17 protein-coding genes are annotated in these 22,193 nt (G+C 44.7%); 14 read left to right on the top strand and 3 right to left on the bottom strand.

The window, feature by feature from the left end:
- Position 1 precedes the first annotated feature (1 nt).
- Positions 2–1,090 carry a Gfo/Idh/MocA family protein gene (locus ACGHCT_RS17725; protein WP_390437105.1) on the top strand — a complete coding sequence of 363 codons (1,089 nt, stop codon included), beginning with the start codon at positions 2–4 and terminating at the stop codon, positions 1,088–1,090.
- 9 nt (positions 1,091–1,099) lie between these two features.
- Positions 1,100–2,473, top strand: a complete 1,374-nt coding sequence (locus tag ACGHCT_RS17720) for a glycoside hydrolase family 32 protein (protein ID WP_390437104.1) — start codon at positions 1,100–1,102, stop codon at positions 2,471–2,473.
- Positions 2,474–2,519: 46 nt separating this feature from the next.
- Here ACGHCT_RS17720 and ACGHCT_RS17715 read toward each other — a convergent pair whose 3' ends face one another.
- On the bottom strand, positions 2,520–3,890 hold the full coding sequence (locus ACGHCT_RS17715; RefSeq protein WP_390437103.1) for an MATE family efflux transporter: 1,371 nt from the start codon (positions 3,888–3,890) through the stop codon (positions 2,520–2,522).
- A 303-nt stretch (positions 3,891–4,193) separates the two neighbouring features.
- Between ACGHCT_RS17715 and hflX the strand changes: the two genes are divergently transcribed.
- Both hflX and ACGHCT_RS17705 read left to right on the top strand, forming a co-directional pair.
- A complete protein-coding gene (gene hflX / locus ACGHCT_RS17710) occupies positions 4,194–5,420 on the top strand; it encodes a GTPase HflX (protein WP_390437102.1) in 1,227 nt (408 codons plus the stop codon).
- A 393-nt stretch (positions 5,421–5,813) separates the two neighbouring features.
- Positions 5,814–8,183, top strand: a complete 2,370-nt coding sequence (locus ACGHCT_RS17705; protein WP_390437101.1) for a ribonucleoside triphosphate reductase — start codon at positions 5,814–5,816, stop codon at positions 8,181–8,183.
- Positions 8,184–8,586: 403 nt separating this feature from the next.
- On the opposite strand, the gene ACGHCT_RS17700 is transcribed toward ACGHCT_RS17705, so the two are convergent.
- Complete coding sequence (locus tag ACGHCT_RS17700) at positions 8,587–9,801, bottom strand: IS256 family transposase (RefSeq protein WP_390437100.1); 1,215 nt, start codon at positions 9,799–9,801, stop codon at positions 8,587–8,589.
- Positions 9,802–9,986: 185 nt separating this feature from the next.
- Between ACGHCT_RS17700 and ACGHCT_RS17695 the strand changes: the two genes are divergently transcribed.
- Both ACGHCT_RS17695 and mcrC read left to right on the top strand, forming a co-directional pair.
- A complete protein-coding gene (locus ACGHCT_RS17695; protein ID WP_390437099.1) occupies positions 9,987–12,566 on the top strand; it encodes an AAA family ATPase in 2,580 nt (859 codons plus the stop codon).
- The gene (gene mcrC, locus ACGHCT_RS17690; RefSeq protein ID WP_390437098.1) at positions 12,563–13,633 is read left to right on the top strand and encodes a 5-methylcytosine-specific restriction endonuclease system specificity protein McrC; all 1,071 of its coding nucleotides are present in this window, start codon (positions 12,563–12,565) and stop codon (positions 13,631–13,633) included. Before ACGHCT_RS17695 ends, mcrC begins: the two co-directional genes overlap by 4 nt.
- 125 nt (positions 13,634–13,758) lie before the next feature.
- On the opposite strand, the gene ACGHCT_RS17685 is transcribed toward mcrC, so the two are convergent.
- Positions 13,759–14,886 carry a zinc-dependent alcohol dehydrogenase gene (locus tag ACGHCT_RS17685; protein ID WP_390437097.1) on the bottom strand — a complete coding sequence of 376 codons (1,128 nt, stop codon included), beginning with the start codon at positions 14,884–14,886 and terminating at the stop codon, positions 13,759–13,761.
- 278 nt (positions 14,887–15,164) lie between these two features.
- Here ACGHCT_RS17685 and ACGHCT_RS17680 point away from each other — a divergent pair, with 278 nt between their 5' ends.
- From ACGHCT_RS17680 to ACGHCT_RS17645, 8 genes are all read left to right on the top strand, one after another.
- Positions 15,165–15,929, top strand: a complete 765-nt coding sequence (locus ACGHCT_RS17680; RefSeq protein WP_390440213.1) for a MerR family transcriptional regulator — start codon at positions 15,165–15,167, stop codon at positions 15,927–15,929.
- A 61-nt stretch (positions 15,930–15,990) separates the two neighbouring features.
- Positions 15,991–16,719 carry an ABC transporter ATP-binding protein gene (locus tag ACGHCT_RS17675; RefSeq protein WP_390437096.1) on the top strand — a complete coding sequence of 243 codons (729 nt, stop codon included), beginning with the start codon at positions 15,991–15,993 and terminating at the stop codon, positions 16,717–16,719.
- Entirely contained in the window at positions 16,712–17,455 is a 744-nt protein-coding gene (locus ACGHCT_RS17670; RefSeq protein ID WP_072848864.1) for an ABC transporter permease, read from the top strand. The genes ACGHCT_RS17675 and ACGHCT_RS17670 overlap by 8 nt, the downstream gene beginning before the upstream one ends.
- A gap of 85 nt (positions 17,456–17,540) precedes the next feature.
- On the top strand, positions 17,541–18,215 hold the full coding sequence (locus ACGHCT_RS17665) for a response regulator transcription factor (RefSeq protein ID WP_072848862.1): 675 nt from the start codon (positions 17,541–17,543) through the stop codon (positions 18,213–18,215).
- Positions 18,203–19,384, top strand: coding sequence for a HAMP domain-containing sensor histidine kinase (locus ACGHCT_RS17660; protein ID WP_072848860.1), 1,182 nt, complete (start codon positions 18,203–18,205; stop codon positions 19,382–19,384). The genes ACGHCT_RS17665 and ACGHCT_RS17660 overlap by 13 nt, the downstream gene beginning before the upstream one ends.
- A gap of 105 nt (positions 19,385–19,489) precedes the next feature.
- On the top strand, positions 19,490–20,572 hold the full coding sequence (locus tag ACGHCT_RS17655; protein WP_390437095.1) for an ABC transporter permease: 1,083 nt from the start codon (positions 19,490–19,492) through the stop codon (positions 20,570–20,572).
- Positions 20,569–21,222, top strand: a complete 654-nt coding sequence (locus ACGHCT_RS17650) for a hypothetical protein (protein ID WP_072848856.1) — start codon at positions 20,569–20,571, stop codon at positions 21,220–21,222. Before ACGHCT_RS17655 ends, ACGHCT_RS17650 begins: the two co-directional genes overlap by 4 nt.
- Positions 21,223–21,226: 4 nt before the next feature.
- A complete protein-coding gene (locus tag ACGHCT_RS17645; protein ID WP_072848854.1) occupies positions 21,227–22,105 on the top strand; it encodes an ABC transporter ATP-binding protein in 879 nt (292 codons plus the stop codon).
- Positions 22,106–22,193: the final 88 nt, after the last annotated feature.

Genomic DNA, 22,193 nt, shown 5'->3' with positions numbered 1-22,193 from the left:
TATGAGAATTTTGAAATGCGCATTAGCAGGATGCGGCGATATAGCCAGAGGCAGGTATTTTTATTCTTTTGAGAGAATGAAAGACAAAACAGAATTAATTGGAGTGTATGATACGGACAGAGAACGGCTTCATAAAACCGCCGAAGAACTCCAGGTAAAAGAATACACAGATTGGCAGGAACTGCTGCAAGACAAAGAGGTGGAGGCAGTTATCATAACCTCCTACCACACGACCCATGCCCGTTTGGTTATTGAGGCATTAAACGCAGGAAAGCATGTGTTGTGTGAAAAGCCGGTTGCAACTAATTTAAAGGACGCTCTGATGATCAAAGAAGCAGCTGATAAGACCAGTAAAATATTTATGGCACTCCCTAACGATGCATATACACATATCAGAGAGGTGAAGAAGATGATCCTCCAGGGAATCATAGGCGATGTTTGCGCAGTAGACGGAGTCTTTGCTCACCAGGGACCACTGCACGCACCATGGTTTTTTGATAAATCAGTGGCAGAATGGGGGGTACTGGCAGATTTGGGCATATACCCAATCAGCATGCTTACTTATCTGTTCGGTCCAGTGGACGAGGTATATGGAAAGACAAATATAATGCAAAAAGAGAGGACCAGTCTGAAAGGCGAAAAGTTCCAGCCGACGGTGGAAGACAATGCGGTGGTGGTCATGAACTGGAAGGACGGAAAAATGGCCAGTATACGTGCAAACTGGTGTACGGCAGCAGATAAGGATCTCTGTGTATGGGAATTTAGAATCTATGGGAACAAAGGAATTATTTATATCAATATGAATGACCCTGAACATAGGGTAATTGTATATTCCCCATATCAGAAAATAAGCGATTCGAAAATCACTTATGCCGGGTTCAAAGATTGCTATAAAATCCATGTGGATATGTCAGATTTAAATATAGATATTTTGGAAGAGTTTGCAGAGGCAGTGAGTAAGAATCAGAAATTTCCGGAGGATGGATGTTCAATTACAAGGCAGGTCCATGTGGTCGAAATTATCGAAGGCATTTATGCCTCCTCGGAAAAGGGAAGTGCAGTTAAGATACATTCAACATTTAGACATTGAGGTGATTATATGATACATAAACCGAGTTATCATTTCAGGCCGGAGCAGAATTGGATCAACGATCCCAATGGCCCCATATATTTTGATGGGAAGTATCATCTTTTTTATCAGTATAATCCTTCAGAATATCAATGGGGCAACCTTCACTGGGGGCATGCTGTCAGCGAGGATATGGTCCATTGGGATCATCTGGAGCCTGCATTATATCCGGAAAAGGATAGAGGAGAAAATTTTTGTTTTTCCGGCTGCGCATATGAACACGACGGTCGCTTAGAGCTTTTCTACACAAGTGTGGGATCTTATGGACATGGAGAGCGGGGGCATATTGAGGGGGCAGAGCAGTGGATAGCCGTCACGGAGGATATGAAGACCTGGAAACAGATAAATGAGAATCCTATTTTATCCCCGGAACAGAACAGAAGGCAGGGAAAATTTCTGACCCATTGGAGAGACCCCTTTGTATTTCAGTATAGGGGAAAGACATTAATGGTAATCTCAGGAATTGTAAATGGCTGGATGGCCGCATTTCATATCTACCAATCAAAAGATTACCGTAATTGGGAATACAAGAATTGCTTTTACACAGAATGCAGGACAACAATTTATGAGTGTCCCAATGTGATGGTCTTTGGCGATAAGATTGTATTTGTGTACACTTGTTTTCAGGAAAATGCACAGTATGTTGTGGGAACTTTAAATGAAGACTATTCACTTAATGTGATTCGGCACGGGGAAATTATAGACAGCGGCTGCTTTTGCGCCTCTAATGTATTCAAAGATCCCCAGGGGCGTTATATTATGTGGGGGTGGCTGCGGGAGGATGACAGAAATGATCTAATCACCGACGGCCCCTGGTCCGGTGCCATCTCTCTCCCCAGAGAAGTTAAATTGGAGGACGGAGACATGGTACAGTTCTCCTGCGCAGAAGAGGTTAAATTACTGAGAAAACTTAAAGAGACACACCAGCTTTGTGGATTTTCAGGCACAAAAAAGATGTCCTGCCATTCTATGGCGGCAGAAGTAGAATGTTTCTTAAAGACAGACGGGGATATCAGAATTCGGGTACTGGACTCGGAGGATGGGACAGAATATACGGATATCTGGATCCTGTCCAGGGCAAAAACAATTTGGATATACCGAGAAAGATCTTCAGTGATTCCTGATGTTGTGAAGGACTCTCTTTATGAGCGGTACCGGGGAGATGAGCATCAAGTGTCTATACGTGCATTTATTGACAATTCCGTTTTAGAAGTTTTTGTAAATGACAGCACTGTTCTGTCTGGCAGAGTCTACCCTGTAAATGAGAGGGGTGGCATCTCTATTACAGTAGAGAACGGAACAGCAGACGGCTGTGTGAATCTATATCAGATGACAGATAACTGATATAGATTCGTGAAGCCTTTCCGCAGAAAGCTGCGGGTATGGTATTTTAATGTTCTAAAGTGTCAATTTCCTTTTTCTTTGTATGCCGCAGGAAAATAACGCACAGTACGAAAGAGAACAACTCTGCTATAGGAAATGCCCACCATACCGCTGACAGGCCCCCAATTTTGGAGAGGATATAAGCCGCAGGCAGGAGTACAACCAGCTGCCGGATGACAGATACCCACAGACTCAGCATTCCGTGTCCCAGAGACTGGAAAACGGAAGAGGATATGATACAGAAACCTGCCAGCAGGTAACTCAGACTAATGATTTTTAGAGCCGGTACTCCAATCGCGTTCATGTTGTCAGAAGCATTGAAAATATTCAAAAGCTGCGACGGAATGAGTTGGAAAAGTGCCAGCCCTAGGAGCATAATACTCACTGCAGCAATGACACTGGCGAGGACTGCCTGTTTAATTCGAGCGCTCTTTCTTGCCCCGTAGTTATAGGCGACGATTGGGACTAATCCGTTATTCAGACCAAATATAGGCATGAAAACAAAGCTCTGAAGCTTAAAATAGACACCAAATACAGCCGTGGCTGTAGAGGTAAAAGCGATCAGGATTTTATTCATGCCAAAGGTCATAATGGAACCAATGGATGCCATTATAATAGAAGGAATACCCACGGAGTAAATCCCCTTAATAATTTTACCGGACCACTGAAAGCCCCGGAGTGTGATATGTAATTCTTTATTCTTTTTCAGGTTAAACCAGACAGCCAGGATGGCGGCTATGATCTGGCCGGTTACAGTTGCTATGGCAGCTCCTGCAACACCCAGCTTAGGAAAGCCGAGAAGCCCGAAGATCATAATGGGATCCAAAATAATATTGATAATTGCCCCCAGTCCCTGTGTAATCATAGTATAGAATGTTTTTCCGGTGGACTGCAGAAGGCGTTCAAAGGTTATCTGAAGAGACATGCCAAAGGAAAAAATGCAGCAGATTTTCATGTAGGATGTTCCGTATGATACAATCTGGGCATCCTGGGTCTGAATGGTATAAAATATTTTAGAAAAAAAGATACCTATTAAAATGAATACGGCAAAGCTGATAATGGTGAGGATGATTCCGTGGTTGGCCACCTTATTCGCCCGCTCAAATTTCTTTTCACCAAGGCTTCTGGAAAGAAGCGCGTTAATGCCCACGCCAGTACCGGTGAGAATAGAAATCATTAGGTTCTGTACCGGAAAGGCCAAAGATACTGCCGTCAGGGCATTCTCATTCAATTGTGCTACAAACATACTGTCTACAACGTTATATAAAGCCTGTACCAGCATAGAAATAATCATAGGCAGTGACATGGTAAGCAGCAGTTTTGGGACGGGCATAACACCCATCTTGTTCTCTGCCTGCGGTGTACGTGTATTTTCCATATTTTACCTCCATAAATTAAAAATTATTAGTTGAGTCACCAACTAATAAATGCGCTACTGATAAGTATAAAGCTTTCTGATTTTAATGTCAATCTTTTTCATATTTGTCCTTTGAACCGGGAATCAGAGGTGGACAGTCTGCCTTTCTTGTGGTAGCCTGTGATTACAGAACGATTTCCCAAAGCGCTGAGTGAGATACAATAGAAGCCGGCGGGAATATCAATTGGGAAAAAGACTTATAATAATATTTATGAAAAACCCAAGGGAAAGGAAGAATAAGACTATACCATGCAGTTATACGATATGAGTCAGATTGAAGAGAGAGTCATCTTGGTGGGAGTGCAGGAGAACGACAGGGAGAATACAGAGGAATCTCTGGAGGAGCTGGGGGAACTCGCAAGAACCGCCGGGGCACAGGTGGCTGGCACGCTAATCCAGAACAGGGAAGCTATCCATCCCGCCACATATGTAGGAAAAGGAAAGCTGGATGAACTGAAGGGGCTGGTTTATGCACTGGATGCCACAGGGATTATCTGTGATGATGAACTGTCGGCCGTGCAGCTGAGAAATCTGGAGCAGAGTCTGGAATGTAAGATCATGGACAGAACTTTGCTGATTTTAGATATCTTTGCTGCCAGAGCTACCAGCAGCGAAGGTAAGATTCAGGTAGAGCTTGCCCAGCTTAGATACAGGGCTGCAAGGCTGGTGGGACTGCGCAATTCCCTCTCACGCCTTGGGGGCGGAATAGGAACGAGAGGACCCGGCGAGAAGAAATTAGAGATGGACAGACGGCTGATTCACACCCGGATTGGTTTGCTGAAACGGGATCTGGAGGATGTGAAGCAGCACCGGGAGCTCATAAGAAAGCAGAGAATAAAGACGAATAAAAAGGTGGCAGCATTAGTGGGGTATACGTCGGCAGGGAAAAGCAGTATGCTGAACGCTCTTACAGATGCCGGCATCTTTGAAGATGAGATGCTGTTCTCAACGCTTGATACTACCACAAGGGCACTGACGCTCTCCGGCAGGCAGGAGATCCTGCTTACAGATACCGTAGGCTTTATTCAAAAGCTGCCCCATCACCTCATTGAGGCATTTAAGAGCACTCTGGAGGAAGCCAGGTACGCGGATATTATTATACACGTAGTGGATGCTTCCAATCCCCGCATGGATACACAGATGCATGTAGTGTATGAGACACTCCGCCAGCTGCAGGTTGAGAATAAACCCATAGTTACCTTGTTCAACAAGCAGGACAGACTGTGTGCAGCGGGAGGTTTCCGGGATTTCCGGGCAGATTATTCTATCCTGACGTCGGCAAAAACAGGACAGGGGCTGGAAGAACTGAGGGAGGTACTGGCAGAGATTCTCAGGGAAGGCCAGATTTATATTGAAAGGCTCTATCCTTATGAAAAAGCAGGGCTTCTTCAGCTCATCAGGCAGGGAGGAGAGTTGTTAGAGGAGGAATATCTTCCGGAAGGAATTTCTGTTAAGGCATTTGTCTCGAAGGAAATTTACCCTAAGATTTAGACGCCTTGTGAATGTTGCACAAAGAAAATGGTAATTATTACCATAAACAAAAAAGGGTGATTCGTAAATGCGGACAACTTTTTGAAGACAGAGATCTGAGGTGGGGGAAGGCAGTAAATGTCCGGCAGTATCTGATATTTACGGAAAAATCTCTTGTTCAGCAACAGCTTTTACAAAATTGAAGATAGAAAATAATAGTCAAAATTACACCATATATTGTTTCTTCTTAAAAGCAGACACAATATATGGTGCTTTTTGCTCTTGACTCTCCTATATGTCTCTGATACAATGTTACGTACAGGAACCTGCCTTGGAAGGGAACAGATAAGCAAAAGCAGGTGCCGGGGAATGATAATTAAGGGAAAACACTACATAGATCGAGGAGGAAATACAATGTTTCAGGTAGTAAAAAGAGATGGAGAAATAGCAGAATTTAAGATGAACAAAATTACCCGTGCCATCGGAAAAGCCTTTGCTGCTAATGAGAAACATTTCAGCGATGATATGCTGGAATTATTAGGACTGCGCGTAACCTCAGACTTTCAGAAAAAGATCAGAGACAACCAGATAACGGTGGAGGATATCCAGGACAGTGTTGAGAATGTTCTGATCCAAACAGGTTATTCTGAGGTGGCAAAAGCATATATTCTTTACAGAAAACAGAGAGAAAAAGTCCGCAATATGAAATCTACCATTGTAGACTACAAGGATATTGTAAACAGCTATGTAAAGATAGAAGACTGGAGGGTAAAAGAAAACTCTACCGTAACCTATTCTGTAGGTGGGCTGATTCTCAGCAACTCCGGTGCTGTCACAGCTAATTACTGGCTGTCCGAGATTTATGATGATGAGGTTGCTGAGGCACACCGGAATGCGGATATTCATATTCATGACTTATCTATGCTTACCGGGTACTGTGCAGGGTGGTCTCTGAAACAACTGATTCAGGAAGGCCTGGGAGGCATTGAGGGCAAGATAACATCTGCTCCGGCTAAACATTTGAGTGTACTCTGCAATCAGATGGTCAACTTCCTTGGCATTATGCAGAACGAATGGGCAGGGGCCCAGGCATTCTCCTCTTTTGACACTTATCTGGCACCTTTTGTAAAGACAGATGATTTGAGCTATCAGCAGGTAAAGAAATGCATTGAATCTTTTATATATGGAGTGAACACACCAAGCCGCTGGGGGACCCAGGCGCCATTTTCCAATATTACTCTGGACTGGACAGTTCCCGACGATTTGGCCGAGCTTCCTGCAATTGTAGGCGGAAAAGAGATGGATTTTAAATATAAAGACTGTAAAAAAGAGATGGATATGATCAACAAAGCATTTATTGAAACCATGATCGAGGGTGATGCCAACGGCAGGGGATTCCAGTATCCCATTCCAACCTATTCCATTACCTCTGACTTTGACTGGTCAGATACAGAAAATAACCGTCTGCTGTTTGAAATGACATCCAAATACGGAACCCCGTATTTCTCCAACTATATTAACAGTGACATGGAACCCAGCGATGTGCGCAGCATGTGCTGCCGTCTGAGACTTGATCTGAGAGAACTCAGAAAGAAAACCGGGGGATACTTCGGCTCAGGGGAAAGTACAGGTTCTGTAGGTGTTGTTACTATTAATATGCCAAGGCTGGCATACCGCTCCAATACTGCAGAAGAATTCTACAGGCATCTGGATCACATGATGGATATATCGGCACGCTCTCTGCATATTAAGAGAACGGTTATCACAAAGCTTCTGAACGAGGGACTTTATCCATATACTAAGAGATATCTGGGAAGCTTTGACAATCATTTCTCTACCATTGGCTTAATTGGCATGAATGAAGTTGGGCTGAATGCAAGATGGCTGGGAAAAGATATGACAGATGAAAAGACGCAGGAATTTTCAAAAGAGGTGCTGAACTATATGCGAAACCGTCTTTCCGATTATCAGGAGGAATACGGCGAACTCTACAATCTGGAGGCAACTCCTGCAGAATCCACTACCTACCGTCTGGCAAAGCATGACAGAGAACAGTGGCCGGATATTAAAACCGCAGGCGCCGAAGGGGATACACCATACTATACTAATAGTTCCCACCTGCCTGTTGAGTACACGGAAGATATATTCGATGCCCTGGATATCCAGGATGAACTTCAGACACTGTATACTTCAGGAACCGTATTTCATGCGTTCCTGGGAGAAAAGCTTCCAGACTGGAAAGCAGCGGCATCCCTGGTTCGCAAGATTGCGGAAAATTATAAACTGCCCTACTATACACTGTCTCCAACATATTCTGTATGCAAGGAACATGGGTATATTGCAGGGGAACATTTTATCTGTCCCACCTGCGGCAAATCCGCGGAGGTATACAGCCGTATTACCGGATATTACCGTCCTGTTCAAAATTGGAATGACGGTAAGAGTCAGGAATATAAAAATAGAAAACTGTACAATGTGTCTCACTCCCAAATGAAGCCTGCTCATAAGAGCATGGTTAAGATAACCCAGGAAACTGTGGAGGTGACACCGGTAGCTGATGATAAGAAATTATTGTTTACGACAAGCACCTGCCCCAACTGCCGGATAGCGAAACAGATGCTGGAAGGGGAAGAGTTTAAGATTATTGACGCGGAGCAGCACCCGGATCTGGCTCAGAAATATGGAATTATGCAGGCTCCCACATTGGTGGTTGTAAGTCAGGGAGAAGCCACAAAGTATGTAAATGCTTCTAATATTCAGAGATATGTGGAGAATAGATGCTAGAAGGGAAGATGGATAACTAAAGAGGTATGCCGCTATTCACGCGGCATACCTCTTTGATATATAGAAATTGAGGGCGTAATTTTTTCTGTGTCTGAAAATGTGTTGGATTTCTTGAATTGAGTTAGATATGTATGGGTTTTCCTGTCGGAAACAAACTTTTTATAATGTCGAATTACTTCTTCACTTACAGTATGTCCAATTTAATAAATCTTATACTATTTTATTTATTTTTTTGCACACCAACTAAGGTACCCATAAATCATTTTTTTATGTGGGCTCTGCCCACACCCGCCCTCTGGAATAAGAAGGAAAAAAACGTCTATACTATAGGTACCGACGGAAAAAGAATAGAGGATACCGGCTGATTCGGCTTACGAACTGTCAGCCGGTATTTTTCTGTCCTTTAGAGATATTGGTTGATACGGTCGCCATAAAGGATTACTAGCTGGCCTAAGACCAAATCCCAATTTCGGTACCGCTGTGTCCATTTCTTTTTGACATTCTGTGTGGTCAGATAGAGCATCTTTTCCAAAGAGCTGTCCGTCGGAAAAGAACTTTTCGTTTTTGTTGCTTTCCGGAATTGCCGGTTCACCCCTTCAATTATATTTGTCGTGTACATAATTCTGCGGATATCATCACTGAACTGGAAGAACGGGCTTACCACATCCCAATTCTGTTCCCAGCTGCTAATGGCATAAGGGTATTTTTTGCCCCAGACTTCTTTCACCCCTTCGAGTTCTGAGAGTGCTGCTTCTTCGGTTGAGGCTTTATAGACCGCCTTAAAATCGGATGCAAATTTTTTGATGTCTTTATAGGATACATACTTAAATGAATTACGCAGCATATGAATGATGCAGCGCTGCACCTGTGCATCCGGATATACGGCATTTATGGCTTCCTTAAAGCCAGCAAGGCCATCTACGCAGAAGAACAGCACCTCTCTTACTCCCCGGTTCTTTAAGTCGTTAAGCATTCCGAGCCAGAACTTGGAGGACTCATTGGCTCCGATGGTAATACTTAGAATATCCTTATTCCCATCCAGTGTCACGCCAAGGACAACATAGGCGGCCCGGTTGATAATTCTCCCATCCTCCCGTATTTTATAGTGGATTGCGTCCATAAAGATAAAGGGATAGACGGGCTCAAGCGGCCTGGACTGCCATTCCTTCACTTCCGGCAAAACCTTGTCAGTAATTTTACTGACCATGTCTGCGGACAATTCAATTCCATACAAGTCCTGTAACTGGTCATGGATATCCCGGGTGGTCATTCCCCTGGCATAAAGTGAGATGACTTTTTCTTCTATACCGGAAATATCCCGTTGGTATTTGGGTATGATTTTTGGCTCAAACTCCCCCGTCCGGTCACGGGGGATATCCACTGGGAACTCACCATACTGGCTTTTGACCGTCTTTGGGGAATACCCATTCCGTTTGTTTTCGGATGCCATATCCTGCTTATTATTTTTGGTGTAGCCGATGGAGGCATCCATCTCAGCCTCTAAAAGCTCCTGCAGCATATCTTTGAAGCTGTCTTTGAAGAGGGTGTAGATGTCCCCCACACTGTTAATGTCATTCTCTGCAATAATTTGTCGTAATTGTTCCTTTGCTATAGCCATAAAAAGCTCCTTCCTGAAAAAGAATTATTTTATCTAATTCTTTCCAAGAAAGAGCCATTTGTTTCCATAGACACAACTTATATTACATTACCTCACAAACAGGAAATCTTCTTGCCTCAGCGAAAAATTTCCCGGCCAGGATGATTACGAAGTTTGCTGAACTTGCCCCTGAAGAAGTTCGCTCCATGTTTATTGAGCTCTTTGACGAGAGCAGGGATACATACGAGCGTGTTGCGAACTTTAAGAAGAAGTCTGATTTTCTGTTGGAGAGATACGGGAATGGTGCAGCACAGCACTATCAGCATGAGAACGCAATTTCTGTCTATATGTGGCTGCGGTATCCTGACAAGTATTACATTTATAAGCTGGGTGAGATTAGTGCAGCAGCAGAACTGCTGGAAAGTGATTATCATTTTAAAAGGGGAGCGTTTGCAGAGAATATCCGTAATTTCCTTGCCTTCTATGATGAAATCTGTGAGGAATTGAAGCAGGACAGTGAGCTAAAGGCTCTCCTGAATTCCCAATTGAGCGGGACCTGTTATTCAGACCCGGAGCTTCACACCCTTACCATCGATGTTGGGTTTTATATAAGCAGACATTTTGGAAAACAGGATTCCAAGCCGGATGCGGATGAATGGTGGCCATTGGATTATACGCCGGCGCTTTCTGCCGATGAATGGGAAGCACTTCTTGAAGATGACGAGGTTTTTACACCCAGCAGTCTGGAGATAATGAAGAGAATGCTTGCTTATGGCGGGAAGGCCACGTGTACACAGTTATCCATCAAATATGGAGAGAGCAAGAACTTTTATAATGCAGGCTCATCTGCATTGGCTAAGCGGATAGTGCAAAAAACAGGATGCCCGGTTATGCAGAGGGAGGATGAAAATTCACGCTGGTGGCCGGTGCTTTATGTTGGAAAAAATGCCAAAAAGGACGAGGAAGGCTCTTATGTGTGGAAGCTACGTGAGGAATTGGCAGAGGCATTAAAAAGAATTGATTTGTCCGAGGTGGATTTGTATGCGAACCTTTCGCCTGCAATCTGGAAAATCAGCCATGGCCTGGACTGTATTACCGATGAAGAAGCAGCCGCTTTTCTAAAAAAACACGTGGTTGTGGTACATAAGGACACAGCGGCAAAGGCAAGGAGCAAAACTGCCCAGGGGGAAAGCTTTATGGCCAACATGAAAAAGGGTGACTATTTTTACCTGTGCCGCGGCAACAGCATCCGCCTGCTCGGAAGAATTGATTCTGATGAAGCAGAACTGAACTCTGAGAAACAGAATGGATGGTATCAGCGCTCCTATACGGCTATAGCTGAGTCTTGTGATACCAAACCTTATACGGGAAAGCAAAAATGGTGGACACCGAATGATAACTCCACCTGTATAGAGGTGGGGGATGCAGATAAGCACTTGTTTGAAGAAGTGATTTTGAAGCCGTATTTCGATATAACCGTTGGACAGCTGCTTACGAATGATACTTCGGGCCGGCATTACTGGTTTTTAAATGCCAATCCTAAAATCTGGAGTATCTCAGGCATGCCTGTGGGCGGGGTACAGGATTATACGCTTTATAATGATAACGGGAATAAACGAAGGATTTTTCAGAACTTTTTGGATGCGAAGGCCGGTGATATGGTGATTGGGTATGAGTCTACGCCGGTGAAGCAGATTGTAGCAATTGCCAGAGTTACCGCAGAGCAGGATGGAGAGAAGATATACTTCGAAAAAATAGAAGGCTTATCATCACCGATTGATTACGCAGCGCTTAAAGCCTGCCAGGAGCTGGAACGCATGGAGTATTTTTCTATGCAGCAGGGCAGCCTGTTTAAGCTGACAAAGGGCGAATATGAATTTATCCTGGATATGATTCGTGAGGAGAATCCGGCGCCTGTTCCGGCAGATACCTTACCTAAATATTCCAGGGAGAAATTTCTTGACCAAGTATATATGACAGAGAAGCAGTACGAGCGTTTGGTTTCTGTTCTTGGCAGGAAAAAGAATATTATTCTGCAGGGAGCTCCGGGTGTGGGAAAGACATATGCAGCGAAGCGCCTGGCTTACGCAATGATGGGTGAGAAGGACGATGACCGCATTGCATTCGTGCAGTTCCATCAAAATTACTCATACGAAGACTTTATGATGGGGTATAAACCTGTCGGCAGCGGTTTCGAATTGAAATATGGAATTTTTTATGGCTTCTGTAAAAAAGCCGCAAATCATCCGGATAAAGATTATTACTTTATTATAGATGAGATCAACCGCGGCAATATGAGTAAGATATTCGGTGAACTGCTTATGCTGATTGAGTGCGGTTATCGCGGAACAAGCGTCACTTTAGCTTATAACGGACTGAGTTTTTCAGTGCCCAAACGTCTCCATATCATTGGCTTGATGAATACGGCGGATAGAAGCCTGGCAATGATTGATTACGCGCTGCGCCGCCGGTTTAGCTTTTTCGATATGGAGCCGGGATTCACGTCTAAGGGGTTCATCAAGTATCAGAAAAGCCTTGCGAATGATACCTTTGATGCACTCATCGAAAAAATCAAAATGCTAAATGATGAAATTAGTGCAGATACCTCACTGGGGAAGGGATTCTGCATAGGGCACAGTTATTTTTGCAATATTTCGGAATGTACGGATGAATGGCTGAAGGACATTGTTGATTTTGATATTCTGCCAATGCTGAGCGAATATTGGTTCGACGATAAGACCACATATCAGCGCTGGGAAAATATTCTGCAGGGAGTATTTCAATGAGGAAGGATAAAGGCATAGTAATAAAAAATATATACTATATGCTGTCCTATGCATTTAAAATACTGAACCAGTCTGTTTATGAAGAGGTGGCGGCGGAGGAGTTTGAAGACATGTATAATCTCTTTTCGGCAATATTGTCAAAGGGGATTGGCCTGCAGCTTAAGCAGGGACTGTATCGGGAATATAAGAACTGTCAGGATGAACTGCCGGTCATGCGCGGAAAAATTAATATGCCGGGCACGATTCGAAACCGGCTGGGGCATCAAGGGGTGCTGACTTGTGAATTTGATGAGCTGTCAGAGAACAATACTCTCAACCAGATTATAAAAACAACGGTCATGCTTTTACTTAGAAACCGCGATGTGAAATCAAATTACAAAGATGAACTGAAGAAAAAAATGCTGTTTTTTTCCGGGGTGGATACCCTCGAGCCGTCAGCCATACAGTGGACATCAATACGTTTTCAGAGAAATAATCAGACATACAGAGTGCTGACAGGTATCTGCCGGCTGGTCCTGGAAGGAATGCTAATTACCACCGAGAAGGGTAAGTATAAACTTGCGTCATTTATTGATGAACAGAGAATGTGCCGTTTGTATGAAAAATTTATATTAGCATATTATTCTCAGCATTTTCCCTCATTGTCAGTAAACGCATCTCAAATTGCGTGGGCGGTGGATGATGACATCAGAACGATGCTGCCCCAAATGCGGAGTGATATACATCTTCAAAAGGGCAATACTGTGCTCATCATCGATGCCAAGTACTATGCCCGCACAACGCAGGAACAGTATAATAAGCATACACTGCATTCAAACAACCTGTATCAGATTTTTACCTATGTAAAAAACCGGCATTATGCATTTGGGGATGAGCCCAATGAGGTATCAGGTATGCTGCTGTATGCAAAAACAGAGGAAGAGATTCAGCCCAATAATGTCTATCGGATGCATGGAAATAAAGTCAGTGTAAAAACACTGGATTTGAATTTGCCGTTTACAGATCTTTCAGCGCAGCTGGATGCAATCGTAAGGGAACATTTTGGTGATACACTTGTCCGCAGATAGAGGGCTGTACTCTGGTATGTAAATATAAAAGCAGGGGTTTTGCCGGGTGGTGATAAGCCCCAGGACAAAACCCCGATTAGTTGGCAAACGGAATGCGTTAAAGCAAAGGGTTTATTTATGGGATATTATGGCTTTAGGATTACTTTAATACAGCCATCCTCTTTTTTATCAAAAATGCTGTATGCGTGGCTGCCTTCTTCTAAGGAAAGCTTATGGGTGATGATATCTGTCGCGTCAAATTCACCTTTTTGAATCTTTTGCAGTATCAAATCTACATATCTGGTGGCAGGGCACTGGCCCATTTTCAAGGAGATATTCTTGGAAAAAAAGTTTCCAAGAGGGAAATTATTATATTTATTGCCATAGACGCCTACCAGGGCTACGGTTCCCGTTTTTCTGATACACTGGGAAGCTGTTTCTATGGCTGACTTTGATCCGCCCTGCAGTTTTAGCGCAGTTTCGATTTTTTCCACAACAGAAGTTTTGCCATCCAGTCCGACACAGTCAATGACGGAGTGAGCTCCTCCGTGAGTGATTTCTTTTATATATTCTCCTACTTGTTCATATTCTTCAAAATTTATTGCTTCCACGCCATAGCTTCTTGCATGGTTCAGGCGATATCCCACACTATCCACTGCAATGATCCTGCCGGCTCCTTTTTGAATACACCATTTGATCGTCATCAGTCCTATAGGACCGCAGCCTAGTACAACTACGGTATCTCCGGCTTTCACATTTGCTATTTCAGTACCCCAATAAGAAGTCGGCAGGACGTCTGTTACAAATAAAACCTGCTCATCTGTCAATTCTTCCGGAACTTTTTTAGGACCTACATTGGCATATGGTACCCTGATATATTCTGCTTGTCCGCCGGCGTAATTTCCATGATATTTACTATAACCAAATAATCCGCCCGATTCAGCGTAATCATTTGAATTATCGCACTGGCTGTACTCTCCTTTATTACAGAATTCACAATGTCCGCAGGCAACCGGAAAAGGGATTACCACCCTGTCGCCTTTCTTCAGATTTTTAACTTCCTTTCCGGCTTCTTCTACGATACCCATTGTCTCATGGCCTAACACGTATCCGTCATACATTCCTTTTACTAAGCCGTGCACTAAATGTAAATCCGATCCGCAGATAGCCGTAGAAGTAACTTTTACGATGACATCATCCTCTTTTTCTAATTTGGGATCCTCCACGGACCTGCATTCCACTTTCTGCAGCCCGTCATATACGATAGCTTTCATTGCAATACCTCCCTGTTATAATTTAAAAATATTATCTGTAGATGAAGAAAATCTATACCGGTTATTTACATATGTGACTTTTTTCAATATGGCGTTGATAATGTTAAGTGAGTGTTATCTTTCTTAGGAAAACGTAGGATATAAGTTGACGGCATCCTATAGGATGAAGTATGGTAAAAGGAGTGTCTACTGGACCGGCAGAGTTAAGCCTGTGAAAATCAGCGATCGTACCAAGTATATAAGGATACAGGATAGGAAGTAAAAAGGAGGTGCCAACCATAACCGTATACAAAACCAACGACATTGCCCGTATTATAGGCATCCATGTGAACACCGTCCGTCTGTATGAAGCCTGCGGACTGATCCCCAGGCCTGAACGCCGATCTAACGGCTACCGTGTATTCACGGATCTTCACATTGAGCAATTCAGGCTGGCCCGTGCTGCCCTGAAAGTAGAGGTTCTTCAAAACGGTCTCCGCAAAAAAGCTGTGGATATCATTAAAACCTCCGCTGCCGGCGAGTACGAAGCTGCTGCAGAAAAGACAGCACAGTATATCAGACAAGTTGACAGAGAAATAAAGAATGCGGAAGAAGCAATAAGGATTACACAGCATATTCTCTCCGGGAACAGCGAATGTGCTCCTGATCCCTCTCTGTCCTTTACAAGAAAGGAGGCAGCGGAGTGTCTTCACGTAACGATAGATACGCTCCGCAACTGGGAACTAAATGGACTGTTTACTGCAAAACGCAGAAAAAACGGATACCGGATTTATACGGGCCAGGATATGGAGCGACTGAAGCTCATCCGTTCTCTTCGATGTGCAAATTATTCTCTTTCCTCTATTCTGCGAATGCTTCATGTATTGTCCGCGGATCCTGCGGCTGATATCAGAGAGGCTATTGATACACCGGGAACAGATGACGATATTATCACTGCCTGTGACAAACTTCTCACCTCTCTGCATGAGGCGAAGGAAAATGCATATTTTGTGGGCGGTCAGATCGAAAAAATGAAAAATATGACCGCGGAAACCCTACAGTAAAACACCATACTTTCGGAAGATGATACTCTTGATACACTTCAAATAAAGGAGGTAAAAAGAGATGGATGAAACAATCCGGATTTCCGGCCTGAGCAAATCTTATGCCGGAAATAAAGTACTTACAGACATCAGTTTATCTGTAGCGGCAGGGGAGGTATACGGTCTGCTGGGGGCAAACGGAGCGGGCAAAAGCACTATGATTGAGTGCATTCTGGGTACCCGCAGGGCGGATTCCGGGTCTGTCCGTATTATGGGATTAGATCCGTGGAAAAACAGAAAGCAGCTGTTTGAAGAGGTAGGAGTACAGTTTCAGGAGGCACATTACCCGGAAAAGATGAAAGTGAGGGAGCTGTGCAAAGAAACCGCCTGTCTCTATGAGAAGGCGGCAGACTGGGAAATGCTGCTGGAGCAGTTTGCGCTTGGAGATAAGAAGCATGCGTTTATCCAGGAATTGTCTGGAGGGCAGAAACAGCGGCTTTTTATAATTCTGGCTCTGATTCCGGAGCCTAAGGTAGTGTTTCTGGATGAACTTACCACTGGTCTGGACACGAAGGCCCGGCGCAGCGTATGGAAAAGTCTGCTGAGGCTGAAGGAACAGGGGCTGACAATTTTTCTCTCCTCTCATTTTATGGATGAAGTAGAGGTACTATGTGACAGAATCGGCATTTTAAAAGACGGTGGATTCATATTCACCGGTACGGCGGAGGAGGCCATGGCCCAGAGCGGCTGCGGCCGGTTGGAGGATGCCTATCTTTGGTTTACCGGGGAGGAGGGGACAGAGGATGCATAAGTTTATTACTATGCTTAAAACGGAGTTTACGCTATCCATCCGGGGGATGGATATGGTTATTTTCGCTCTCTGCATGCCGGTGGCGGTGACTGTAATTCTGGGATGCATGTATGGGAGTAAGCCTGCCTTTGAAGGGGCGGAATATACCTTTTTGGAACAGTCCTTTGGGGCAATATCTACCATTGCGGTCTGCGCAGGAGGTGTGATGGGGCTGCCGCTGGTCATCTCAGATTACCGGCAGAAGAAGATCCTGAAGCGTTACCAGGTAACTCCCACAAGCCCAGTGCTTCTTCTGGCGGTGCAGGCGGCCGTCTATGGAGTATATTCTCTGCTGTCCCTTATTTTGGTTTTTCTCGTCTCTGCTTTGTTTTTTGGAATGCACTTGCCGGGATCCTGGGGGATGTTTCTGGCGGCTTATCTCTTGGTCATGATGTCTATGTTCAGCATCGGTGTGATGGTGGGCGGGGTTTCCAGGGATATGAAAACAGCCAGCATTGCGGCCAGCATTCTCTATTTCCCAATGTTGATTTTTTCAGGGGCAACCCTTCCCTATGAAGTAATGCCTGAGGCCCTCCAGAGGGCAGTGAACCTTCTGCCTTTAACCCAGGGGATTAAGCTGCTGAAAGCGGCATCCCTTGGTCTTCCAATAAAATCTGCGGGAATTCCGGTGATTATTATGTGCGCGTGTGCAGTGATCTGCGGAGGGATTGCTGTCCGGTTCTTTCGCTGGGAGTAGAAACTGCATCCAGACGATACGCAGTTCCGGCTGTTGTTTTTTTATTGCTTTTTCCGGTGTATACTAGATCAGAGGTGATGATATCATGGAGTACAAAATTTTGATGGTAGATGACGATAAAGAGCTGCTGAAAATGCTGAGGAATTATTTTGAAATAAAAGGCTATTCCGTCATTACCGCTGAGAACGGCTGGGAGGCAGTGGAGAGAATACGGCTGCAGCCGGATATTCTGCTGCTGGATGTAAACATGCCGAAGATGGACGGACTGGAAGTGTGCCGGCAGATCCGGGACAAAATCTCCTGTCCGATCATCTTTCTTACGGCTAAGGCAGAAGAGCAGGATCGGGTAAATGGACTGCTGTCCGGGGGCGATGACTATATCCTGAAGCCCTTCAGCTTAAGAGAACTGGAAGCCAGAATTACAGCTCATCTTAAGCGTGAAGAAAGGCATAAGGCAAAACCAGATTACCGGTTCAGAGATGGCCTGCTGATTGACTACACGGCCAAGAGGGTGCAGATCGGAGAAACGTATCTGGAGCTTACAAAGCTGGAGTACGATATTATGGAATTCCTTTCCATGAATCCGGGGCAGGTATTTGACAAGGAGCGGATCTATGAAAAGGTCTGCGGATATGACGGCGAGGGGGACAGCCGGGTGGTTACAGAACTGGTGCGGCGTATCCGGAAGAAGACCGGGCAGTATACAGAGACAGAATATATAGAAACAGTCTGGGGGATGGGCTACCGATGGAAACAATAAGAAACTTATCTATAAGGAAAACGATTGTACTGTACCTGACGGTAAGCCTAATCCTGGGATTTCTCGCCGGAGCAGCTGTTATGGGGATTGCAGAACAAGCCCAGCGGCAGATATGGATAAAGTATATTGATGAAGATGCATATGTGAAGGCCATACAAAAAGAGGAAGGAAATTTTACCGTTGATGTGGCCAGAGTCAGCAGAGACAGAATGACAAAAACAGACGGATTTTACTCCGAGCTGTGTGACTTTCTGGAAACCTACAGTATCCTGGCAGCCTGCTTTTTTAGTATGATTGGAGCTGTCATACTGTTTTACAGGGATAAGATAAAGGTACCCCTGGGAGAACTGACAGACGCATCAGAGCTGATAGGAAAGAACGAACTGGATTTTCGGATCACCTATGCCAGCAGGGATGAACTGGGGAGGCTGTGCCTGGAGTTTGAAAAAATGCGTGCGTCCTTGGCAGAAAACAACAGGAATATGTGGAATATGGTGGAGGAGGAGAAGGCGCTCCGTGCTGCCATTGCTCATGATATCCGTTCTCCCCTGACTGTTCTCAGAGGATATCAGGAAATGATGCTGGAATTCATTCCCGAGGGTATTCTCGAACAGAAGAAAATTTTGGAGATGCTGCAGGGGGGAATGGAACAGATCGAGCGCATGGATAAGTTTATCGGAACCATGCAGAAGCTGTCCAGACTTGAGGCGCGCAGGATAGAATGCAGGGAGTTCGCGCTCTCCTCCCTTACAGATGAAATTCTCAGAATTGCACAGATACTTCAAAAGGAGGCAGGCAGGGAGAGCCATATCATACAAACGTCAGCAGACAAAAAAATAACAGCTGATCGGGAAGTGATACTGGAGGTGACAGATAATCTTTTATCCAATGCATTCCGATATGCTGAGAGATTGGTCCAGGTGGAAATCCGGGCAGAGGGGAGAGAACTGGTAATTTCTGTATCAGATGACGGAAGTGGATTTACAGAGAGCCAGGAGCAGGTCACAAAGGCATACTATCACTCCAATCCACAGGACGATCTCCAGCACTTCGGCATGGGAATGTATATCAGCCGGGTGTACTGCGAGAAGCATGGGGGAAGGCTTTTGACAGGGAATCAGAGAGACGGAGGTGCAGTGGTAAAAGCTGTTTTCAGAACAGGAGAGTAGAGCGGAATGTTGTGTGCAGGAGAATCAGAAGAGATTTTCCTGCATTGTTTTTTTGTTGGGAAATTCCCGTTATTCTATAAGTAACAAAAGGAAAGGCGGGGAAATATGAAAGCAATAATCAATCGAGAACTGAAAAATTATTTTAAAAATCCTGTTTTATGGATTGGCCTGGCATTTATTATCTTTCAACTGTATCAGATACTGAATCCATATTTGGGAATCCATTATTACCAAACGGAAAAAGACATTGAGGCACAGAAACCGGAAAACATTGGAGACGCTGATATCACAGATGGCTATGTGCTTTCGTCCAAAGAAGAGCAGATGGCACTGGCCTGCGAAAAGATAAAAAAAGATTTGGCGGAGACAAAAGGCATTACGGAACAGGAGGCTGACGGGATTCTGGAGGATATGAGACAAAGAGGATTGTCCATAGAGGAGATGGAGGCAGAACTGTCAGAAAAGTATGAGTTTTACGGAAAATACGGAGTGAAATATTATTATGAGACCTCAGAATACCACAAAGCTGGATATGAGGAGGCCAATGCATATATAGCCTCCAACCTGGAGGAACATTCCTTCTCCTATTATTTTTCACGAAAGTTTGCAGATTTCTGCGGGCTGTTTATGGGCTTTTTTTCCTCTGTGCTTTTAGCGTTCTTATTTATCCGTGATTCAAAGAAGGATACCTATGAACTGCTCCACACAAAGCCTATTAGTCCTGCGGCTTATGTGTGCGGAAAAATCGGAGGAGGATTCCTCACTATGCTTGCTGTATGGGGGATTCTCACAATACTTTTTGGGGGACTCTGTGAATTCTTCGGGAGAAGGGCGGGCTTCCCGGTAAGCATGGCAGATTTTATAAAAACAGCGTCTGTTTACATTCTGCCCAATATGCTGATGATTGCCAGCATTTATGGGGCAGCTGCCCTGATCTTTAAAAACCCGCTTCCGGCAGTCCCTCTTTTGTTTCTGTATTTGATTTATTCCAATATGGGCAGCATAGGGCCGGACGGAGAATATGGGTATTATGGAAGACCTCTGGCCATTATGGTACGTTTTCCGGGAAAGTTTTTTGAGACAGCGCCGCCGCCTATGGCACTTTTAAATCAGACTTTTTTAGTTGCTGCCGCTGTACTCCTTATCGTACTGGGGGCAGAGATATGGAGAAGGAGGCGGTTCTATTGAAACAGGAGATCAAAATATGTATACCTCCCTATAAAATCGTGTATTCGATTATGTTTTTTGTGATTTTAAGCTTAATCAGGGGGATTACCCTGGTGGATGAAATCGGCGGGGCCCTGGATGCCAATGCAGCGCTTCTGGGAGTTGTATTCTGTGCCGAGACTTATGTAATGGAGCGCGGCTCCGGACGGGGGGAGATCTTTGTCCTGTTTCCCCAAAGAAACAGGACAAAGGCAGTCATGAGAAGGCTGCTGATACAGAACGTATACCTCTGTATGCTTTCCTATATTGGCTTTTTCTTCTTTTTCTGGCAGAAGCCCATGCTTTTGCCAGATAATTCCCTGTTCTTCCAGTATGGGATGTATATGCTTGCCGTAACCGGCACAATTTTGTTCTGGAGTACCCTGTCCATGACAATATCCAATCTGACGGGCAGCCAATGGGGAGGAATCGGTATCTGTCTTGCGGTGTGGATGATGCTCAACTCCACCTTTGGAGATAAAACTCTGGGGGTATTCAATATTTTTGCCTATGGCTTCCGGGAAACAGAGGAGCTCCTGGATCTGGGCTGGCTATGGGGAAAGGCACTGGGAATACTACTGGCAGCAGTAATGATTGGAATGACACCATATATCATAAAGAAAAGAGGCTGAGGAAATGAGTATAAAAATGAAAGATGTAACAGTCACATTCAAAAACGGAGTCACGGCAGTAAACCATGCAAGTCTGGAGATTCCCAGAGGAATTTACGGTCTCCTGGGAGAAAACGGAGCCGGAAAAACCACCTTGATGCGTGTTTTGGTCACGGTCTTGAAGCCCTCAGAGGGCAGAATAACTATGAATGGGATCCTGTATGGGGAACAAAATTACAGAAAAATACAGGAGAAAATCGGTTATCTTCCCCAGGAACTAAACCTGTATCCGAACCTGACGGTGAGGGAATGCCTGGAGTATATGGGGGAATTATCCGGAATTGATAAGAAAGAATGCAGGAAACGGATAGACTACTATTTAGAAAAAACAAGCTTAACGGAGCACCAGAAAAAGAAAAACCGCCAGCTGTCCGGTGGAATGAAACGCCGTGTGGGGCTTATCCAGGCCTTATTAAATGAACCGGAGTTTTTGATTGTTGATGAACCTACCACAGGATTGGACCCGGAGGAAAGGATCCGCATCCGCAATCTTCTTGTGGATTTCTCCCTGGACAGAACGGTCTTGTTTTCCACCCATGTAGTGGAGGATCTGGCCGCTACCTGCAGTGAGCTGGCAGTGATGAAGAAAGGAACCTTTCTTTACAGCGGAACGGTGCAGGAACTGGTGAACAGTGCCAGAGGGCATGTCTGGAACTGCCGGGTAAAAGATGGAGTCCAGGCAGCAGAAATAGAGAAAAAGTACCATGTTTCTGCAAAACAGTATGTGAATGACGGGCTGCAGATGAAGATACTTGCAAAAGAAAAACCGGAGACAGAGTGTACACCGGCTGAGACAACACTGGAGGACGCGTACCTTTATATGGGAGCTTCCCGGAAGGATTGAGTCCTGAACGGATAGAGGAGTATGGGGTTCCCCCCCTGCGGCTGAGAACCTACTCCGCAGGATTGCCCTGCCGCAGGGGGGATTCCGG

It is taken from the genome of Lactonifactor longoviformis, assembly GCF_042848515.1.
Lineage (GTDB): Bacteria > Bacillota > Clostridia > Lachnospirales > Lachnospiraceae > Lactonifactor > Lactonifactor longoviformis.
Note: the sequence above shows the minus strand (reverse complement) of the source record. Positions and strands in the feature narration are given on the sequence as shown.

What these genes read in the sequence shown, in the direction of transcription:
- ACGHCT_RS17655 (WP_390437095.1), top strand. Translation starts at nt 19,490, where the DNA reads ATGAAAGCAATAATCAATCGAGAACTGAAAAATTATTTTAAAAATCCT.
- ACGHCT_RS17645 (WP_072848854.1), top strand. Translation starts at nt 21,227, where the DNA reads ATGAGTATAAAAATGAAAGATGTAACAGTCACATTCAAAAACGGAGTC.
- ACGHCT_RS17725 (WP_390437105.1), top strand. Translation starts at nt 2, where the DNA reads ATGAGAATTTTGAAATGCGCATTAGCAGGATGCGGCGATATAGCCAGA.
- ACGHCT_RS17695 (WP_390437099.1), top strand. Translation starts at nt 9,987, where the DNA reads ATGTTTATTGAGCTCTTTGACGAGAGCAGGGATACATACGAGCGTGTT.
- ACGHCT_RS17685 (WP_390437097.1), bottom strand. Translation starts at nt 14,886, where the DNA reads ATGAAAGCTATCGTATATGACGGGCTGCAGAAAGTGGAATGCAGGTCC.
- ACGHCT_RS17720 (WP_390437104.1), top strand. Translation starts at nt 1,100, where the DNA reads ATGATACATAAACCGAGTTATCATTTCAGGCCGGAGCAGAATTGGATC.
- ACGHCT_RS17705 (WP_390437101.1), top strand. Translation starts at nt 5,814, where the DNA reads ATGTTTCAGGTAGTAAAAAGAGATGGAGAAATAGCAGAATTTAAGATG.
- mcrC (WP_390437098.1), top strand. Translation starts at nt 12,563, where the DNA reads ATGAGGAAGGATAAAGGCATAGTAATAAAAAATATATACTATATGCTG.
- hflX (WP_390437102.1), top strand. Translation starts at nt 4,194, where the DNA reads ATGAGTCAGATTGAAGAGAGAGTCATCTTGGTGGGAGTGCAGGAGAAC.
- ACGHCT_RS17700 (WP_390437100.1), bottom strand. Translation starts at nt 9,801, where the DNA reads ATGGCTATAGCAAAGGAACAATTACGACAAATTATTGCAGAGAATGAC.
- ACGHCT_RS17715 (WP_390437103.1), bottom strand. Translation starts at nt 3,890, where the DNA reads ATGGAAAATACACGTACACCGCAGGCAGAGAACAAGATGGGTGTTATG.
- ACGHCT_RS17675 (WP_390437096.1), top strand. Translation starts at nt 15,991, where the DNA reads ATGGATGAAACAATCCGGATTTCCGGCCTGAGCAAATCTTATGCCGGA.
- ACGHCT_RS17665 (WP_072848862.1), top strand. Translation starts at nt 17,541, where the DNA reads ATGGAGTACAAAATTTTGATGGTAGATGACGATAAAGAGCTGCTGAAA.
- ACGHCT_RS17660 (WP_072848860.1), top strand. Translation starts at nt 18,203, where the DNA reads ATGGAAACAATAAGAAACTTATCTATAAGGAAAACGATTGTACTGTAC.
- ACGHCT_RS17670 (WP_072848864.1), top strand. Translation starts at nt 16,712, where the DNA reads ATGCATAAGTTTATTACTATGCTTAAAACGGAGTTTACGCTATCCATC.